General features: G+C 32.9%; 20 protein-coding genes and 4 pseudogenes. 7 read left to right on the top strand and 17 right to left on the bottom strand.

The window, feature by feature from the left end:
- Positions 1 to 289 precede the first annotated feature (289 nt).
- The 5 genes and pseudogenes from tnpB to MHH59_RS27905 all read right to left on the bottom strand — a co-directional run bounded on the left by tnpB (position 290) and on the right by MHH59_RS27905 (position 2,614).
- A complete protein-coding gene (tnpB, locus tag MHH59_RS27925) occupies positions 290 to 1,411 on the bottom strand; it encodes an IS200/IS605 family element RNA-guided endonuclease TnpB (protein WP_340853225.1) in 1,122 nt (373 codons plus the stop codon).
- 199 nt (positions 1,412 to 1,610) lie between these two features.
- A pseudogene (locus tag MHH59_RS27920) lies at positions 1,611 to 1,700 on the bottom strand (site-specific integrase); the annotation flags it as partial.
- On the bottom strand, positions 1,700 to 2,182 hold the full coding sequence (locus MHH59_RS27915; RefSeq protein ID WP_445290624.1) for an ArpU family phage packaging/lysis transcriptional regulator: 483 nt from the start codon (positions 2,180 to 2,182) through the stop codon (positions 1,700 to 1,702). The pseudogene MHH59_RS27920 and the gene MHH59_RS27915, both read right to left, overlap by 1 nt.
- A pseudogene (locus MHH59_RS27910) lies at positions 2,179 to 2,378 on the bottom strand (hypothetical protein). Before MHH59_RS27910 ends, MHH59_RS27915 begins: the two are co-directional and overlap by 4 nt.
- Positions 2,379 to 2,491: 113 nt before the next feature.
- Positions 2,492 to 2,614, bottom strand: coding sequence for a DUF3983 domain-containing protein (locus MHH59_RS27905; RefSeq protein ID WP_087943100.1), 123 nt, complete (start codon positions 2,612 to 2,614; stop codon positions 2,492 to 2,494).
- A 253-nt stretch (positions 2,615 to 2,867) separates the two neighbouring features.
- Here MHH59_RS27905 and MHH59_RS27900 point away from each other — a divergent pair, with 253 nt between their 5' ends.
- Positions 2,868 to 3,083: a spore germination protein gene (locus MHH59_RS27900; RefSeq protein WP_002069384.1), complete on the top strand. Its 216-nt coding sequence runs from the start codon at positions 2,868 to 2,870 to the stop codon at positions 3,081 to 3,083.
- Positions 3,084 to 3,235: 152 nt separating this feature from the next.
- On the opposite strand, the gene MHH59_RS27895 is transcribed toward MHH59_RS27900, so the two are convergent.
- The 4 genes and pseudogenes from MHH59_RS27895 to MHH59_RS27880 all read right to left on the bottom strand — a co-directional run bounded on the left by MHH59_RS27895 (position 3,236) and on the right by MHH59_RS27880 (position 4,418).
- Complete coding sequence (locus tag MHH59_RS27895) at positions 3,236 to 3,571, bottom strand: CopG family transcriptional regulator (RefSeq protein WP_340853224.1); 336 nt, start codon at positions 3,569 to 3,571, stop codon at positions 3,236 to 3,238.
- A 330-nt stretch (positions 3,572 to 3,901) separates the two neighbouring features.
- Positions 3,902 to 4,082, bottom strand: a pseudogene (locus tag MHH59_RS27890) (hypothetical protein); the annotation flags it as partial.
- Positions 4,079 to 4,273 (bottom strand): hypothetical protein, encoded by a 195-nt coding sequence (locus tag MHH59_RS27885; protein ID WP_113937361.1) that lies wholly within the window; start codon positions 4,271 to 4,273, stop codon positions 4,079 to 4,081. The gene MHH59_RS27885 and the pseudogene MHH59_RS27890, both read right to left, overlap by 4 nt.
- A 10-nt stretch (positions 4,274 to 4,283) precedes the next feature.
- Entirely contained in the window at positions 4,284 to 4,418 is a 135-nt protein-coding gene (locus MHH59_RS27880) for a hypothetical protein (RefSeq protein WP_286676795.1), read from the bottom strand.
- A gap of 797 nt (positions 4,419 to 5,215) precedes the next feature.
- Between MHH59_RS27880 and MHH59_RS27875 the strand changes: the two genes are divergently transcribed.
- Both MHH59_RS27875 and MHH59_RS27870 read left to right on the top strand, forming a co-directional pair.
- On the top strand, positions 5,216 to 5,671 hold the full coding sequence (locus MHH59_RS27875; RefSeq protein WP_340853222.1) for an excalibur calcium-binding domain-containing protein: 456 nt from the start codon (positions 5,216 to 5,218) through the stop codon (positions 5,669 to 5,671).
- Between the two features lie 143 nt (positions 5,672 to 5,814).
- The gene (locus MHH59_RS27870; RefSeq protein WP_016093847.1) at positions 5,815 to 6,279 is read left to right on the top strand and encodes a hypothetical protein; all 465 of its coding nucleotides are present in this window, start codon (positions 5,815 to 5,817) and stop codon (positions 6,277 to 6,279) included.
- Positions 6,280 to 6,496: 217 nt separating this feature from the next.
- Here the strand turns inward: MHH59_RS27870 and MHH59_RS27865 are convergent, their stop codons facing one another.
- A complete protein-coding gene (locus MHH59_RS27865; RefSeq protein WP_002016520.1) occupies positions 6,497 to 6,631 on the bottom strand; it encodes a hypothetical protein in 135 nt (44 codons plus the stop codon).
- Positions 6,632 to 6,878: 247 nt separating this feature from the next.
- Between MHH59_RS27865 and MHH59_RS27860 the strand changes: the two genes are divergently transcribed.
- Together MHH59_RS27860 and MHH59_RS27855 are read left to right on the top strand one after the other, a co-directional pair.
- The gene (locus tag MHH59_RS27860) at positions 6,879 to 6,989 is read left to right on the top strand and encodes a YjcZ family sporulation protein (RefSeq protein WP_151304185.1); all 111 of its coding nucleotides are present in this window, start codon (positions 6,879 to 6,881) and stop codon (positions 6,987 to 6,989) included.
- A 549-nt stretch (positions 6,990 to 7,538) separates the two neighbouring features.
- On the top strand, positions 7,539 to 7,652 hold the full coding sequence (locus MHH59_RS27855) for a YjcZ family sporulation protein (RefSeq protein WP_113937363.1): 114 nt from the start codon (positions 7,539 to 7,541) through the stop codon (positions 7,650 to 7,652).
- Between the two features lie 100 nt (positions 7,653 to 7,752).
- Here MHH59_RS27855 and MHH59_RS27850 read toward each other — a convergent pair whose 3' ends face one another.
- Entirely contained in the window at positions 7,753 to 8,178 is a 426-nt protein-coding gene (locus tag MHH59_RS27850; protein ID WP_002167259.1) for a DUF4879 domain-containing protein, read from the bottom strand.
- Between the two features lie 1,124 nt (positions 8,179 to 9,302).
- A complete protein-coding gene (locus tag MHH59_RS27845) occupies positions 9,303 to 9,629 on the bottom strand; it encodes an ArsR/SmtB family transcription factor (protein WP_340853218.1) in 327 nt (108 codons plus the stop codon).
- Positions 9,630 to 10,628: 999 nt separating this feature from the next.
- On the opposite strand from MHH59_RS27845, the gene MHH59_RS27840 reads away from it, so the two are divergent.
- The gene (locus MHH59_RS27840) at positions 10,629 to 11,090 is read left to right on the top strand and encodes a hypothetical protein (protein WP_340853215.1); all 462 of its coding nucleotides are present in this window, start codon (positions 10,629 to 10,631) and stop codon (positions 11,088 to 11,090) included.
- A gap of 744 nt (positions 11,091 to 11,834) precedes the next feature.
- Positions 11,835 to 12,248: a hypothetical protein gene (locus tag MHH59_RS27835; protein WP_340853213.1), complete on the top strand. Its 414-nt coding sequence runs from the start codon at positions 11,835 to 11,837 to the stop codon at positions 12,246 to 12,248.
- Positions 12,249 to 12,323: 75 nt separating this feature from the next.
- On the opposite strand, the gene MHH59_RS27830 is transcribed toward MHH59_RS27835, so the two are convergent.
- The 5 genes and pseudogenes from MHH59_RS27830 to mntA all read right to left on the bottom strand — a co-directional run bounded on the left by MHH59_RS27830 (position 12,324) and on the right by mntA (position 17,141).
- Positions 12,324 to 12,539: an alpha/beta-type small acid-soluble spore protein gene (locus tag MHH59_RS27830; RefSeq protein ID WP_340853211.1), complete on the bottom strand. Its 216-nt coding sequence runs from the start codon at positions 12,537 to 12,539 to the stop codon at positions 12,324 to 12,326.
- Positions 12,540 to 12,698: 159 nt separating this feature from the next.
- Positions 12,699 to 14,456, bottom strand: a complete 1,758-nt coding sequence (locus tag MHH59_RS27825; RefSeq protein WP_340853209.1) for a methyl-accepting chemotaxis protein — start codon at positions 14,454 to 14,456, stop codon at positions 12,699 to 12,701.
- A gap of 1,058 nt (positions 14,457 to 15,514) precedes the next feature.
- Positions 15,515 to 15,925: pseudogene (locus MHH59_RS27820) on the bottom strand (hypothetical protein).
- A 405-nt stretch (positions 15,926 to 16,330) separates the two neighbouring features.
- Entirely contained in the window at positions 16,331 to 16,744 is a 414-nt protein-coding gene (hepT, locus tag MHH59_RS27815; RefSeq protein ID WP_201055048.1) for a type VII toxin-antitoxin system HepT family RNase toxin, read from the bottom strand.
- Entirely contained in the window at positions 16,734 to 17,141 is a 408-nt protein-coding gene (gene mntA / locus MHH59_RS27810) for a type VII toxin-antitoxin system MntA family adenylyltransferase antitoxin (RefSeq protein ID WP_002204144.1), read from the bottom strand. The genes hepT and mntA overlap by 11 nt, the downstream gene beginning before the upstream one ends.
- Positions 17,142 to 17,212: the final 71 nt, after the last annotated feature.

Here is a 17,212-nt window from a genome sequence, read left to right as displayed (position 1 = left end):
TATTTAACCTTGGACTGTTTTTCACCACATATATTATATAAAAATAAGAAATCCTCTCAAAAAAATTCTTTCTTTTTATATAAACTTATACACACATATTACAATTCATGTCAATATAACAATATTGCAATTTTATTATTAATATTTTATAACAGGAGATGAAAAGATGAAAGGACTTGAATTTTCAACTAGCCTATTATTCTTTTGGTTGAACTACCCCCACTTTCACTTCGTTTAGAAGTGAAAGTGGGGGATTCCTAAGTAAAGAGTCCTATCGAACTCTAATTTATTAGGCTATCCCCGCAGCCCTTGCGGTTAGAAGCCTTATCGCTTCATTCTTTAGATTGATACTTGCGTTAATATCCCTATCATGGTGTGTACGACAAGAAGGGCAGTCCCATTTACGTAGGTTTAAATTTTTAACGTCTTTGTTTTGGTATCCACAACGAGAACATAATTGGCTGGAAGCAAATGTTTTTGATACGACAATAACTTGTTTGCCATACCATTTTGCTTTGTATTCTAACATGGATCGAAATTGCGACCAGGATACCTCACTAATTGCTTTTGCTAACTTATGATTCTTTAACATATTCGATACTTGCAAATCCTCTATACCGATAACATCGTGGTTTTTGATGATTTCAGTTGAGATTTTGTCCAAGTAATCTTTTCTAGCATTTGCCATGTATTCATGAATTCTAGCTACCTTTACTCGCTGTTTATTCCAGCGCAAAGATCCTTTCGTTCTTCTAGAAAGAACACGCTGTGCTTTCGCCAATTTCTCTTCTAATGATCGAAAAAACTTCGGATTTTCATAGGTTGTTCCATCTGACAAAATGGCGAAATCTTTTAGTCCCACATCCATTCCGATGTAAGAATGTGTTTTCGGAAGTTCTTGTACTTCTGTTTCCACTAACAATGACACAAAGTATCTGCCAGAAGGTTTCCGTCTAACTGTAGCATTTAAGATACGTCCCTTTACTTCGCGACTTTTGGCAAATCGAACAAGGCCTAGTTTCGGCAACTTTATCTTGTTTCCTACAACAGCAATATTTTCATTTGTTTGTTTTGTAGTATAAGATTGTACGTTGTTCTTCTTAGATTTAAAGCGCGGGGCGCTGTTTTGTTTTTTGAAAAAGCGTGTATAAGCATCCGCAAGGTTGCGAACAGACGACTGAATCGCAATACTATCTACATCTTTTAGCCAAACAAACTCTTTCTTCATGGTAGGAAGTTTGGCAGAGCATGTACCATATGCCAAACCTTTTCCTGTCTCTTTGTATGCGCGATCCCATAGGGATAGGAAATGATTGAATACAAAGCGAGAACAACCAATCGTTTTGTTGATTAGAATTGCTTGTGCTTTATTTGGGTAGATACGAAACTTATAGGCTTTATTAATCATCATTTGATTCACCTCCATTTCGGTATATGACTATTATACACCAAACATACATTCGACAGATAGTGAAGTAACACTTTATGTATGTCGAACAATTAAGATAGCTTCCTGCCATCCCTTGTTCGAAGCCAATTCATCTCCCACCTACTCACTGGGCTGTGACCCTTCACGCCCCTTGAGGAAGGAGTCTTCTTGGCTAAAATGATAAAATATAATTTCGTTCACTCTTTTCCCTTAAATACTCTTTAATTTGTTGTATTTGCTCTAGATCACGTATTGGCTGAACAAAGTTCATTATTCATTACCTCCAGCTTCTTCTGTTTCGTAAACTTCTAATCTAAGAGCAAAAGCTAAATTATAAAATGCTCTGGACTTCCAACGGCGATATGTACGTTCAGCCATTGCAATTTCGTTATAGACCATATAATCGCATACAGCTTCTTCTTCTAAATAACGCTTATTAATAATCTCCCTCTGCATCTTCCCAGCACAGCCATTACCTAAGCGACTTAAAAACTGATTAATACGGAATGACATTAACTCCAACCACTCTTCATGCTCACTTTGTTGCAAATTAGCGATTGCCACATCCTCTAAAGGCTTTCCAACGGTATGTGTCGGACCGTGTTCTCTCATTTCATAAGAAGGAGTGACTTTCATTTCCTTACGAATCATTCCGAACTGTCTATATATGCGTACACTTTCAAGAACACCCTCTAACTTCTCTTGCGTTGCTGTTCTATCAATTTTTGGTAAGAAAGATAATTGTTTAGTCATGTAAGACCACTCCTTTTTATTTTTAAATTACTTTTGTCTAACGTTCCACGTCTACGTTCATAACAAGGTCTATGCATCCCCATTAAATCCTCAATTTCACGAGTACTTAATTTCTCTTTTTGTTTTTTTTGTTTTTCTTCTTTCCTTGTTTGAATTGCTTTTTCCATTCATGTAATTGATCTTTTAATACCTTCATTCCCCACATCCCCTTTCAAAAATAAAGAGGACACCATTTCTTAAAACAGCTTTATTGCTGCTCTAAAAATTGGTATCCTCTAGTTTTCTAGCCGGACTGTATTCTGTTTTCATTTATTTAATAATACCAGCCTGCACAAAGATGTTTCTCCAAGCTTTGTTAACTTGGTATTTATCAACGGATATCGCACGACGAACGATAGCTTTTCTTATTTTCTTTTTCTTTGCATTTGCCATTCCTCTCATCCCTTTCATGCAAACGTCTCTCATTTCCATTTTGGAGCGTTTTACTCCTTTTGATACCTTATTACATTCAAAAATGATCTAAACGTGAATTGTACCTATTTTATAAATTCTTTTTCCCCACAAAAGGATTATTTTATTAGGTTTTCTAACATCCCTCATTTTAAAATTTTCAGATTCAGATGAACATCTAGACTCATAGACCATATTCTAATTTAAACGCTTCCTAAGAAAGCAGGTGAAACTGATGCCATCTATTGTTGGAAACATGGTTGTACAAAATAGCAACGGTTCTTTCAACTTAGGTGATTTTTATAACGTCTCTCCAAAGGAAAATACAAAATCTTATAATGGTTCAGGCTCATCCAATGTTGCTTTTGTTGCTAATACCTTTAGTGGTGTTAGTGCGACAAACACATTTGATGCTGATGTTGCAGACCAAAACCAAGTTGGAACAGCATAAATTTATTCATTTCCCTCTACCTCCCTGAATAAAACTAAAAATCACGTCAATACTGTAGCTAGGCTTTTAAGCAGCCGGAAATCTCTTATGTGTAACCGTACTAATCGAGATCTCCTTCAAGACTGAGCAGTTAGCTTTTGCTAGCTGCTCTTTTATTTTAAATCCGGTTCATCTTCATGCTTCTTCTGCATAAAGATCTCGTGAACCAGTTTCACGCAAAAATCTACGGCATCCTCATCACTTGTAATATTTGCACCAATGTTGGCATTCTGAAGTTCTTTTATATCCCGTACCATTTGAGTTTTCGGTATCTGCGCCTCTAACATTTTTCGAATTACTTTAGATTGACTCCCCCCATCGTATTCACACAGAAACTCAATCTCACTCCATAACTCAGTTGGTAAAGTTAACGATACTTTTCTTGTTACACCGATCGATTTACGTCCTGCTCCTTCTCTTTTCCCACCACGATTGTTTTGTCCAGTCATTATATATATCTCCCCTTTGATTAAAGTTACTTTATTCAAAAATATCCCTTGCATTGGATACAATCAATTAATTTTAGTTACTTTATTCAAATAGAGTTCGACAAAATGAAATTTTCATTACATTAATCCCCGTATAACATTTCCGGTCCTGCTAACACTATAACTGTAACTTAACGTTACACATCCTAACTTGCAGGGCCTAATTTTCTTTTGTACAACAAGCAGTTAGCTAATTAAGCTGATTGCTTTGTTGTGCCGAATGAAGGATTTATAAAAAGATTTCTCAACACCCAACATTTGGAAACATATTACCTATTATGGTAATCCTATGATTTCTATAGCTTCTCTCTCGGACTTCGCCTCAAGCCAACGACGCTTCCACTTTTCGTCTTTGTCATAAAACTCTAATGAGTACGTCATAACGCTATTACGCTTCAAAAATTTGTCCGCTGTACTTGTTGCAGTATAATCAAAAATTCCGACTATATCCCTCCCGTGGTAGTTGTTTCATGCCCCTAACCCCATTGGACGAGATTTAATTTTGTTCTTATCTGCCTGATCCATGATTAATGTGGCGATTTCTAGTTGATTCCTTCCTAGCCCTTTTGCTATTTCAAGAATATCTTTATCCTCATCCCACACTTCTCGTAATTGAATCACTTCGCTTTCATCAAACACTAGGTCCAATCCTTCTAAAGCGATATATCGCCTCTTATTTCAATGATTTTGTATCCTGGATAGCGATTGGGAGTAATGTACTCAATCGCTTTTTCTTTTGCTTCTTTTTCATTTCGTCCTTCCATACCCATGAAGGAAGGACGACTTTTGATTGATTTTTATCTAACATAGGCTTTCACTCCTTGTTTAATTAGAAGAAACGACCATGTTATAATAGAGGGACAAAATATTGTGTCGTTTCATGAAATAGCTAATTAGGGGTAATCGACTATTTTTATTTTCTCAATAACGATTATTCAATAAATCTGTTAACATTTAATTACCGATATGTGTATCAACCAGCCTGTGCATCTGCACAGGCCTTTTACTATGCTAATTTTAGTTAGCGGATGCATTTTTCTCACCCTTTATGATGCTTCGCACATCAGAATAGTTCATAATTCCGTAACACATGCATACGAGTTATCGTGTTAAAATTAAGCCATTCTCAAGAAGTAATTCTTATTTACTCGACAATTCTTTTACCCTGTTTAAAGCCTTGCCCCCTGCGAGGCTTTTTTATTTAGCTAAAGTAATATATTTATGTGCTTCCTCTACCTTATCTGCGCTGTTATGTACCCCTTTAGCTCTTAAATCTCGTATCATTTTGATTATGTTTGCTATTTCTTCTTTGTCACGCTGCTATTTATCCATCACTTTTCATCCTTCATAATCCGTTTGTCTATCTGCATCAGGTAGATGAATCCTGCAATTCCGATAACTAGTACCAGTATCATGAAATGGAAGAATGTACTTTCTTCCATTTTCTAGAGGTGAAATTATGTAAAAAATTCACCAAATTAACCAATGAGAGATACAGCTCTCTTTTTTTATTTCCAATCGACAAAATATGACAATATAAGAATGTTTATTTTGATAAGATTGTCCAGAAATATTACATTTTATATATCTTGGAGGAATTAAATTATGAACAAGAAATTATTAATGGCTTTAGCATGCAGCGTGTTACTTATGGGATTGGCTGCTTGTGGTTCAAGTGATAAAGCAAGTACATCAGAAGAACCAAAACAAGAAACTAAAAAAGAAGATGAGCAAAAACAGGAAGAAGAACAAAAGAAAATAGAAGAACAACGAAAACAAGAAGAGGCTCAAAGACAACAGGAAGAACAAAAGAAACAACAAGAAGCAGCTCGAGCAAAAGAACAGGAGCAACAAAAAGCTACTGCTAATACAGCACCTCAGCAACAAGCTGCACCTAAACAAGAGAAAGTGCACTTTGCAAACTGTACAGATGCAAATAATGCCGGTTACTATGATATAACTCCAGATAGCCCAGCTTATGCTTCACATTTAGATCGCGATGGCGATGGCGTGGCTTGTGAACGAAATAAAGGACATAAAAAATCTAGTAAAAAACATTAGATTTATGGTTAAGCACTCTTGTGAGTGCTTTTTTTATTCTCATTCGACAAAATATAACAAAATACAAATAACTTGTTTGCTACCATGAGATAAGAAATCTTACATTTCAGCTTATATAACTAATACATACTGGGGGTAACACAATGAAACGCAGATTACTTACAGCATTAGCATGTAGCGCCTTACTTATGGGATTATCCGCTTGTGGTTCAAATGAGAAGACTGCAACTGAATCTAAACCTAAACAAGAAGCTAAAAAGCCTGAACCGGTTACTACAACTTCACTTATTAGCGAGTTCAAGAAAGCTGGTATAGAAGCTGAAAATGCTACGGATCTACCACAAAAAGAGTTCGGTAACATGCGTAAAGATGGTAAACGAATCCTAATTCCTAAATTAGGTGAGGATAAAGGTGGCCGTGTGTTTGAATTTAGTAAGAAAGAAGACTTAGAAAAAGCTAAGAAGTACTATGATGAGCTAGGAAACTCAGCTCCAATGCTTTTCTCACATACATATGCTAAGGGGAATTTCCTTTTACAGATGAATGGCGATATGAAAGATGAAGAGTTTAATAAGTATAAAGAAGTTATGGATAAAGTAGTGAAGTAAATAGCGGCACTCGAAAGAGTGCTTTTACTATTTCTCAATACTCAAAATTATCTAACGTGGTAAAATAATAATTGGATTGGCATCCAATACCATATTACGTTGGTTCAAATCGCAGGAAGGCACCTTAGGGTGTCTTTTTTTTATAAGAAAACCCCCAAGCATTTATATACTTAGGGGCTTATCGATTGAAAGGTAAAACTGCTTACAATTCCTTAAATTAAGAACAAAGTGGGATTACTCCTAAACCAATTAATAGAGCTGCAGCAAACGCTGGAATTGGTACAGGAATCTGGATACCTTCTACAACTAAGAAGTATTGTCCACTTACTACTTGGAAACAAACTAATTGCATGGTTATTCCTCCCTTCTGTTAGGATTAATACATTACATTAAATAATCTTATTATCGATATAATTAAATAGTCTGTTTTTATTAATATATGCGATTTATTAATATTCAGGAGAAGTTCCTTAGATTGGCTTTCTCTTTTTTTCAAAAGAACTTGCTCCATTAATGCATAAAAACATAAAGTAAATTGAATCCGTTAAAATACATGAGTGACCTCTTGTTTTATCCTCTTATCTAAAGGAGGAACTATTATGGGCTTTGGTGGAAGTTGTGGTGGTGGCGGCGGCTTCGCTGGAGGATTTGCTTTACTAGTTGTATTATTTATTCTATTAATAATAGTTGGAGCTAGCTGCTTCTGCTAAACAAACTATCGGAAAAGACACTCTTATATGGGTGTCTTTTCTTTATGCATTAAAAAGCCCACCTATTTCCGTAGGTGGACTTTATCTTTATTACACAATACCAAATTATACTCTCATTTTTTCGTAAACTTTATGCAATTATACATATTTGTAAAAAATTACACTAAATAAATATTACATGTAGTAAAATATAAATTGTGGACACGTTCTATAAAGCAGATTCTCCGATTAGAAGGCGTAACACATCTCAACCATATAGATGTGGCGTTGCTTTAATCTAGCCAAACAAACGATCTCGATTCTCTTGTATTTGTACACTAACAATCTGGTAAAAATAAATGATTCTGTTTTATAGGATGTGTTTACTTAATGTCCAATACATATTATTAAAAGTAAAGTGGTTCAAGTCGGAGGAAGGCACCTTAGGGTGTCTTTTTTTATTTTCAAAAGGACCTGCTCAATTAATCCGTAAAAACATAGGGTAAAGTGAACCCGTTAAAATACATGAATGACCTTAATTTTCCCCTCCTACTCAAAGGAGAGATTAAAATGGGATTTGGTGGTAGTTGCGGTAGTTGTGGCGGCGGCTTTGCTGGAGGCTTTGCTTTATTAGTTGTACTATTTATTTTATTAATCATAGTTGGAGCTAGCTGCTTCTGCTAAACAAACTATTGGAAAAGGCACCTACATAAGGGTGCCTTTTCTTTATGAAAATCTCCACACAAGGTGCAGGAATTTTCATGCTACGAATATATAAAACTAATTATTTAATATATAATGAAGTGCGCCACGTATCTCTTGGATAATTTATTGAAGTCTTTTGATATTCAAAAGTCCCTTCTTGATGATTTGATGCGTCCCATTTATATTCCCAACCTACAATAGGATTACCACCAATTATTTGTGAACCAATACTTTTCACATCAAATCCATTCATTTTGGCAAAAGGAAACTGGCCATATCCTATTTCTTTTGTGTAAACATATAAGTAACTTCCCCCATGATCTTTAGTTGTACTAAAACTATTAGGAGTAATGTATTCAACTCCACCCAATTGTGATTCTACTTTTACTACACTTAAAGAAGTTAGAGGTGCTGCTGGTCCTGCTGATGCCTCCGATGCCATTCCTAACCCAACTACCGCCGCCACCGCTAATGATGATATCCCTAATGTAACTTTTTTAAACATATAAACATCCCCTTGTTTTATAATAAGTACAAGTTTGATATTAGCAGAAATTTATAAAAATATTCCTTATTTTGAAAACGTTAACAAATTCTACTTTTTTCGATATGCAATTTAGCATATCGATTGACATACAGAATAATCCATCTACTACTTTCGATATAAAAACTATTTTCAAATTTAATACTATTAACTCACTAAATTCTCATAAAAAGACTGGTCGTCTATACAATATTTTGGTAAAATATAGGTATCTTTTAAGAGGGAAAAGCTAATATACATCGACTAAATAATGTAAAGAAAATGTTTTATTGCATAAAAAAAAGGCTCCATTGCTGGAGCGCTCAAAAAATAATATAAGTAAATGAATTAAAACAAATAACAGACAATTAAACTATATAGATAAAAAATAAATAAATCTATATATATGCAATGTTACATATTAAAATCCTATTTATTGATGCTATAATAAACTTACTCGATGATTGTTATATTTTTTTATGTTTTTTAAGCAATACAATACCTTCTTAACACCAATTGTACAAAGAAAAGAAGACATCTTAATCGATGTCTTCTTTTCTTATATGATAACAACACAATAAAATTAAGATGGTTCAAGTCGGAGAAAGGACACTCAAATGAGTGTCCTTTCTTTAACAATATTCAGGTTCATATAACCCGTATAACTGTCCACCGTTTATAACAGTTCCTTTTAAATAATGCTTTATCCCCCCTTTAATATTTTTTATAACTTGCACCTTAAATGTATCAATTTAATTGTTTTTGTAATTTGAGAACCAACAATCTGTACGGTATGGTCACAGTACCGTAGCCCACGAACCTATATGGTCTGTTGTGGGAGTGGTGATGGCACACCGCAATCTTGCACGTCAGCGATACCAGAAATGGACTTCGCCTTTGTTAGCTAGAATCCCACTGACGATAGTCAGCTGGCCCCTTTAGGGGTGGGAGTGTCAAATGTGTTTCATTTTAAAATGTAATGTAGCCGCTACTTATCACTTCCCCCATTCACCCTATATAAAATATTTTAGATCGGCATCCTTTCTAAATCTCATATTCTTTTATAATGGTACACACTTTGATAAACATGCAAAAAGTTCCCTACTTTATAAAAGGGAACTTTTTTGCTTATTATTTACCCACAAACCTAAAATTCCTACAATCTGACGAGCCTTAGCATTATCTATATAATAATGCATCTCTAACCCTCTTCTTTCTGCACGGAGTACGGTTCTCCTTAATTTTGATAGATGCTGTGAAACAGTAGATTGTGGGAGTCTTAATATTTCCGTTAACTGCGTAACATTACACATTTTATGGTGCATTAATTCATTTACAATTTGTAATCGAACCGGATGTGCCATTACCTTTAAAACATCTACGTCTTCTTCGCGGATTTCAGCTAGATCTCTATCAGATACTACTGTTTTCATTTCGCATTCTCCTTTATTATTAATTTCTATTTTTCTTATTATCCTTATAAATAGTACTTATAGATGTTTACCATTTGTCCTGTTGAGAAAATATATTCTCTTCTTAAAACAAAAAGGACACCTATTCTCAAAACAGTTTTTCACATAACTTTGAACTATGATTAACTCACTTTACTAAGCAAAAGTATTTCTTCTATCCCTTGTTTAAAGCAAATAAAAAATTCTGCTTATGCCTTCCCGTCCTGAAAAATTGATAGGCAGTATTCCCCATCTCACACTCTACAAAATAATCATTTTATTTCTCAATATGAATACCTGGAATTAAAATACCAAAAATGGTAATATGAAGTCACCTTCAGTTGTCAATTGTGTCCCTTTTTGAAAGGCCCTGTCTAAAATGACAAGGCCTTTTAAATTTCCTTAAATATCCTTTCTATTTCGCTTTCTTTTGATTTTGAATGGTTTCTTTTACAAGTTTTAAATAGATTTACTAATAAACCTGGTGTAGACTCTAACTTCTGCTTCATATTCTCTTCTGTTACAGTACTTACAAACTCCCACAGTACTTGTGCTCTAATTGTTCTGCAAATCATTTCTCACACATTTCAAATGTTTTTATCTTCTTTTTGAACAACGTCCTAATTTAATACTTTTCTTTCCTGTTAATGGCTAAATCAAAATTATTAGCTCTTGTCAGTAGATTCCAATATTATGTATAATAACATTCCCTTTTTACCAATAAACGGTAATGAAGAGATGATACAAGTAAATAAACCAAATGTATCATCGATATATTAAAGGATCTATTCAATGTACATTCAGATACATATTTAGGATTTAAAACCATGGAATCTTATGTACAGATTAAATTACTACAAGATGGAAGAATGGTAGCAAATGTACTCAGGGAAAAAGAACATTCAATTTGCTTAATGTCATATAACTACTTAATGTGACAACTATTAAACAAATTGAAAACATACTCAGGGGGGATTTTATATGAAAAAATTTGGTAAAGTATTATTAATGGGAACATTGGCTCTTGGTAGTTTAACAGCAATGAATATAGAAACACCTAAAGCTCATGCCGATAGAGCGAGCGAATATTGTCGTTACATTTGTGGCCCTGGCGAAACAGTGAACAATTTCACGATTCAATTACACGCTACGGAATACGGATTTGGACAAAATGTCATTGCAAAAGTTACAAATAATAGAGCTGAAAGTGTGAATTACAAAGTTGCTATCGAAAAACAATATGAAACTGGCTGGGGCTATTATGAAACTTGGTTCAATTGGAACTCTATGTTACCAGCTGGTTCAAATGAAGAAATAGTTACTTTCTCAGGCAATGGCGAAGATATTGGGGATGCAGGCACATTCCGTTATAAAGTTGAAATTACGAATGCTAACGGATCTGTTGACACAATTTACACAGCGCCAATGACATTAGTTAATTAAATATTCGCATTGACAAACTAGATTATGAAAGGAAGGATTACACCTTCCTTTTTTTATATTTTAAAATTAAAAACGTATCCCCTCTTACATTTACCTATATAAATCTAAGAAATAAATAATTCAAAAGGAAAAATAAAAATACTACAACAAAGAATTTCCATTTGTTTCTTTTCGTTGGTTTTCTAGCATGTTGTATATAAAAAAACAAGGCAATACCTGCCATAGTAAATAAAAAAATTTGATAATAATCAATCATCTGTAATCCCCCTCCATACCAAAAATAAGAAGCCTCTTTTTGAGAGACTTCTTATTTTTAATACAAACGACATACTTAGGCTAAATATACACAATAAGATTAGGATGCTAAACCTTATTGCAGCTTTATTATAACATATAACCCCTTATTTTGTTTAATAATTCCAAATTATAAAACTTTATAAACAATTGATTGTTTATTTACATACAATGAATGCACAATAAAAAAACAACAAAATATTCACTTATAGAACCAACGTATGTAAAAACCAGCTACCATCACATTCATAGTTTTGAAAAGTTGTTCTCTCCTTCTTTAAGAATACTTTAAACTTCGGATAGATTACCTTATATCGACATCTTATGTATGCAGAATTACATATTAAATCTCATTGAAAATCATTCTCGTTGTAACTATAATAGTTTCAAGAGGTGGTATTTTCACTTCGTTTTCAAATCTCACAATATATTAAAGGAGGAACTAGCATTATGAAAAAAGTTATTTTAGCAGGGACATTAGGAATTGCAGTACTATCAGGTATGAACTTACCAGGAGCAGAGGCACCTAAAGCGAGTGCAGCAACTACAAATTTAGAAATTCAAGAAGTTACAAAATATTACTCTATGAGTTCCTATGAGGTTTCTCAAAAAGAATCATTTAATCTTAATAAAGGGGAAGAACTTACGGTCTTTGTACAAAATTCCGGGTTCCCAATTTCTTATACAGTCTTTAATGCAGATGATCAAGTAATTGGCACATACAATGCGAATTCACCATACGGTCGCGTATTCAAAGCACAAAAAGACGGTAATATTTCGGTTCAATTTCAAGCAGGAGTAAATTCTTCTTACATGAAGAAGATGAATTTCACAGCCAAATTTGCAGTGTCTAAATTTAACTAGCAGTAAAAATTTTCACTATCCTCTTTAAAGGCAAATTAAAAAGGTATATCCCTTCCATGGGATATACCTTTAACTTTAGTGAATTTTATATTGAGCAGATAACTGCTCTTGCGCCATACGAACTAAACGTTTTGTAATTTCTCCACCTACTGAACCATTTGCTCTTGCTGTTGAATCCGGCCCAAGAGTAACACCAAACTCCTGTGCAATTTCATATTTCATTTGTTCAATTGCACTTGCTGCAGCTGCTATTAAGATTTCGTTTGAATTATTATTTTCGCGAATTTGCATTTTTTAAACACCTCCGTTGAATTTGGTAATATCATGCTCTATTTCCAACAAAATATGCAAAAAAATTATTCTTTTAGCTATTTTACATATATACCTAAGCTTTCATCCCTTATGTGGGAATAAATAAAGGTATAGGTCATACCCATACCTTCTCCTATCCTACTTATTTTTGAATTCCCCTATTAACTCCTGTAACTCTTGGGAGAGCCAATTTAAAGAATTTGCCAACTCTGCAATATCTTGTACATACAGTTCTTGCTCTTTCATACTTATCTCTACATTACTACTGCTATTCACATATGTATTTGCAATGTATGATAATTCATTTACAATCTGAACAATAGTTTGATTATCTTTTAAAATGTCACTTGAATTATTCGAAGTCTCTTTAATTTGATTTGTAACAGATTGTGCAGATTCTGAAATCTTTTCAAAGAAAGCATCACTACTTTGAACAAGTGTTATTCCTGATTCTATTTCCTTTGAACCATTCTGTATGGATCTTACAGCCTCCTCTGTTTCAGCTTGGGTTTCACCAATTAATTTAGCTATATCCCTTGCAGATGCCTCAGTTCTTTCCGCTAATATACGTACCTCATCCACAACAACTGAAAATCCTTTCCCCATCTCTCCAGCATATGAGGATTCAGTAGAAGCATTTAAAGCTAATAAATTTGTTTGATTTGAAATATTTGTAATTACAGTAATGATTTCACTAATTTCCTTAAATCGTGCTTCTAATGCATAAATACTAGAAGATACACTTTGAATTGAATCTCGGCTTCTTTTCATTTGATTCACAATTTGCTTAATCAAATCTTTTCCTTCTACAGAATGCTGTTCCATATCTTCCGAAGCAGTCGCAACTTGTTTTGCAGCTCTTTTAATTTCTTCCATCTTACTTTCCATTTCTTGAACAATTCCTAAACATTTTTGCACTACATATTCATGAGAATGTGCTCCTAAATTTAATCCTGTAATAGCACTTGCAATTCCTTTAAAGGCTATGCTATTCTCTTTGGTACTTACCGACAATTCCTGTGAGGATGTTGAAACTTGTTCAGCAGTCTGCCTTACTTTATCTATAATCCTATTAAACTTTTTAATAGTATTATTAAAATAGATATTAGTTATCCCTATATCATCAGACCTTTCATTCAACTTAATACTTAAATCCCCTTCACCAACTTTACGTAACCCTTCTTGTAAATCCTTTAAAGGCGATAGAGATTTTCGTGAAATGAATATTTGAATTGTAATTGCGATTGTTAATGAAATGATTATAAATAGTAAACCGTGCACTATAAATTCTTTCTTTGTAAGAGGAATAATAGAAGCGTCTAAATCCGCTGCAACAATTGCAATTATATTATTATTTTCATCAGTAATTGGCTCTAAAATTGTTACCCATGTACCTAGTACATCTTCATACACTTCTGTCATTTGTGCCTGTTTCGTTTTCATTACTTGGTCGTATGTCTTCTTCCAATGAGTAGGATGCTCATAATAGTCACCTGTTTTTACAGAACCTAGTTTTACAGAAACCGTATCTGCTAATTCTGTATCCAAAGCAACTAATTGTAATTCAGCTTTATCATTTAGCTTAGCCCCTGTAACATATGTTTGTCCGACACTTTTCATATTTTTTATAGCTTTATCTAATTGCTCTGTCAATTTTTCTTTCTTCACTCTTTGTGCTGTAGGGTCTTTTGCTACATCTCTTACTATTTCTAGATCTAATTGATTTATTATTGTATCTCCTGTTTCAAAAGACTGCCTTTCAAATATAGACATCATACTATTTTGAAACATGTTAAAGCTTAACAACCCCATACTTCCCACAAGCGTTAGAATTACTACTACCGTTAGTAATACATTTTTCTGAAGCAACGATAGCTTATGCCAATATTTTTTCATTGATTTCACCTTTCTTATTTTCAACAATACAAAAACAAAGTAGTAACATATTAATAGGTTCTATTTATGTTATTAACTTGAACATGAAAATAGCATACTAGTCATTTAATCAAACGTTCCAATTTTTTTGTTTGATAGAGTTTCTTTCCTTTTATACTGATAGTTTCACTATAATTAAAGCAATAATTTAACGAATCTAAGCATTTGTGTATATAAATACAAAAGCATGATACCATTGTGATTAGCATTAAAATGCAGCTAATTTTCAGCACTCTTTTATATAGCAGCACTAAAGAAATAATAGTTATGAAACTTTTGAATAATAATGCTAAAGTTTAATTTCTATTTTTTGAAGCCAATTCTTATCTATTGTACAAATATCAGTTTTCCCATTTGCAATCTCATCTTTTATATATCCAGCTGATTTTGGAAATCTATTAGTAGGAAGACGTTAACCTTCTACTACTTCACCTTTTCCATTTGTACTGATACCTTCTAGATTATTTTTGTTAAGTGTTTGTTTTAAACAAAGACAAGAATTCCTAAGCCCTTATCTTTGGTTATCTTTATCTTGCACAACAAAAACAAACCGAACGGTTCCGTTCAGTTTCCTATTTTATAACTATTTTCCTTATTTTTCTATAGTGTTTTAATATCCACTTGTACAAAGTTAGCCTAAACCCTTTTACCCTAATCCAATATATTTCTTCAATTATCTTAAAGTCATATGAAATAGCACAATCAGTAAATTCTTATTACGAAACTTTTGTATTAATAAATACTAAAGGACATACTCCTAAAATATAAGCCATGGATTTAATTACATTACGATTTTCATCAGTAATAAACGTACACATGTTAAACAAAAAAAGACCCAATTATTTATATCTCATTCCTTCTTTTAATATAAATCGACTGCTTTTTTCTTAAATTCTACTTCATCAGTGGTGCTAATTTTACTCATAGAAAAATCCCCTCCATAGTAAACAGGTTAATGTGTTTTCTTTATCCTATCTACTATAAGGGGAGTATAGCATAGCTTCTTTTTTGTAAAAGATCTAAGATTCTAGTGCAGTAATTAATTGCTGACGTTCTTTATCTCTAAAAATTTTAATTTCATGTTTAAACTCATAATTTCCTTCTTCAAATCTAACCCATTCCTTGCTTGTCCAATATACAACATCTACATTTGCATCTAAAATTACAGAACATATGTCTACTAATTCTTCTTCGTAAAATGGCGCTTCTTTTGCTAGTTAAAAAGCTAGTACGTTTGGATCGTTACTTTTAATTTGAAGTTCCCTTGAAGTTTGCCCTAAATACTGCCATGGAGAATGTAGAGATTGTACATGGGAATTTTGAGTTTCTTTAAGCTGTGATGAAGAATGTAGTGTTGCAGCAAATGTAGGTATACTCACTCCTATTGTTGCGCCTAAAGCAATAGAACCAATAATAAGTTTTTTAATCAATTTTTCAGCCCCTTTAATTATTTTGGATATGCTTCATTTTTATACTACGTTTATGTTTGTGTAAATGAAGATGATTTGACATGATTCATCATTTTTCTCAAAAACTGTATATTAATTAACTGTTGTAAATTTACCAAAAACAAAAAAGTTTCCATAAGGAAACTTTTTTGTTTTTGGTATACATTATATGTATAAAAATTAGTTTTAAAAATATTTACTTATTTGTTGATAAAATTGTATATGGATATTGCTCCTACTATTATCTACATACATTTCATGCAAAGATTCACTTCAACATGAACAAATTCATCTTATGACCGCTTTTCTTTTTACGAAATTTAGTAATTTTTTCAATAGCTGGTATAAATCACTTTCTTTCTCAGCTCTATTATTTTGTTCTTTCGCCTAAAATTCCAATATCCCCATTACTTCTTTCGTAAATAGTTTAAAATCAGTTAAATGTTTTTCAATAATTTGACGAACAATATCTAAATTTACACTTTGATAATCATGAACAGCAATATTTCGAAACCCAACCATTGCTTTTAACTTACTTGCCAGTTCGGTACTAAGTAGATCTGCATCAACCAACAAATCAAATGCCTCTCTACTAGATTGAGGTAGTCCCAACTTCTTTCCTGCAACAATATGCATTGCTAAATCAATACTTGCTTCGCATGCTCTTTGAATATTTAATATTATAGAATCTTGCTTTGTATAATCCTCTAAATTATCAGGGTTATTTCCATATACCTCTTGAATTCTTTTTATACAACGCTCTATTGTAGAAATTTTATTCAAAATAACTTCATTCTTCATATATAGAACCTCTTTTCTTTATATCCTCAAATACGATTTTGCGTTCCTCATTCAATTTTGAATACATTTTTAAAGTTTTTATTTCAAAAATTGTTTTTCGCTCTTCATCCGAACAAAATATTGTCTTTCCTGTATGTATAATTTGAGCTTGGAAAACTGTAGAAGCTTCTGATAAATCAACTAAATCAACATCTCTATGAACAATATCCGCTAACTCCTGTGCTAATAAAAAACGTTCATAATTCCCTAATTTTATGTCACTTAAATAAGCTATATCAATGTCACTATCATCTCGTTCTCTGTCCTCTGCTATGGATCCAAATACAATTATCCAATAGGGATTCACAGTCTCTTGTAATTTTTCTATAATAGCTGTAATCATGCTTTGAAAAATCATTTAATTTCCCCCTCCTTATTGTACTTGAATTTTATTATATCATAACCATTATATAACCTTTTCAGCTACGC

Source organism: Bacillus sp. FSL E2-0195 (assembly GCF_038003645.1).
GTDB lineage: Bacteria > Bacillota > Bacilli > Bacillales > Bacillaceae_G > Bacillus_A > Bacillus_A mycoides.
The sequence above is the reverse complement of the archived record's forward strand: the minus strand, read 5'-3'. Positions and strand labels throughout refer to the sequence as shown.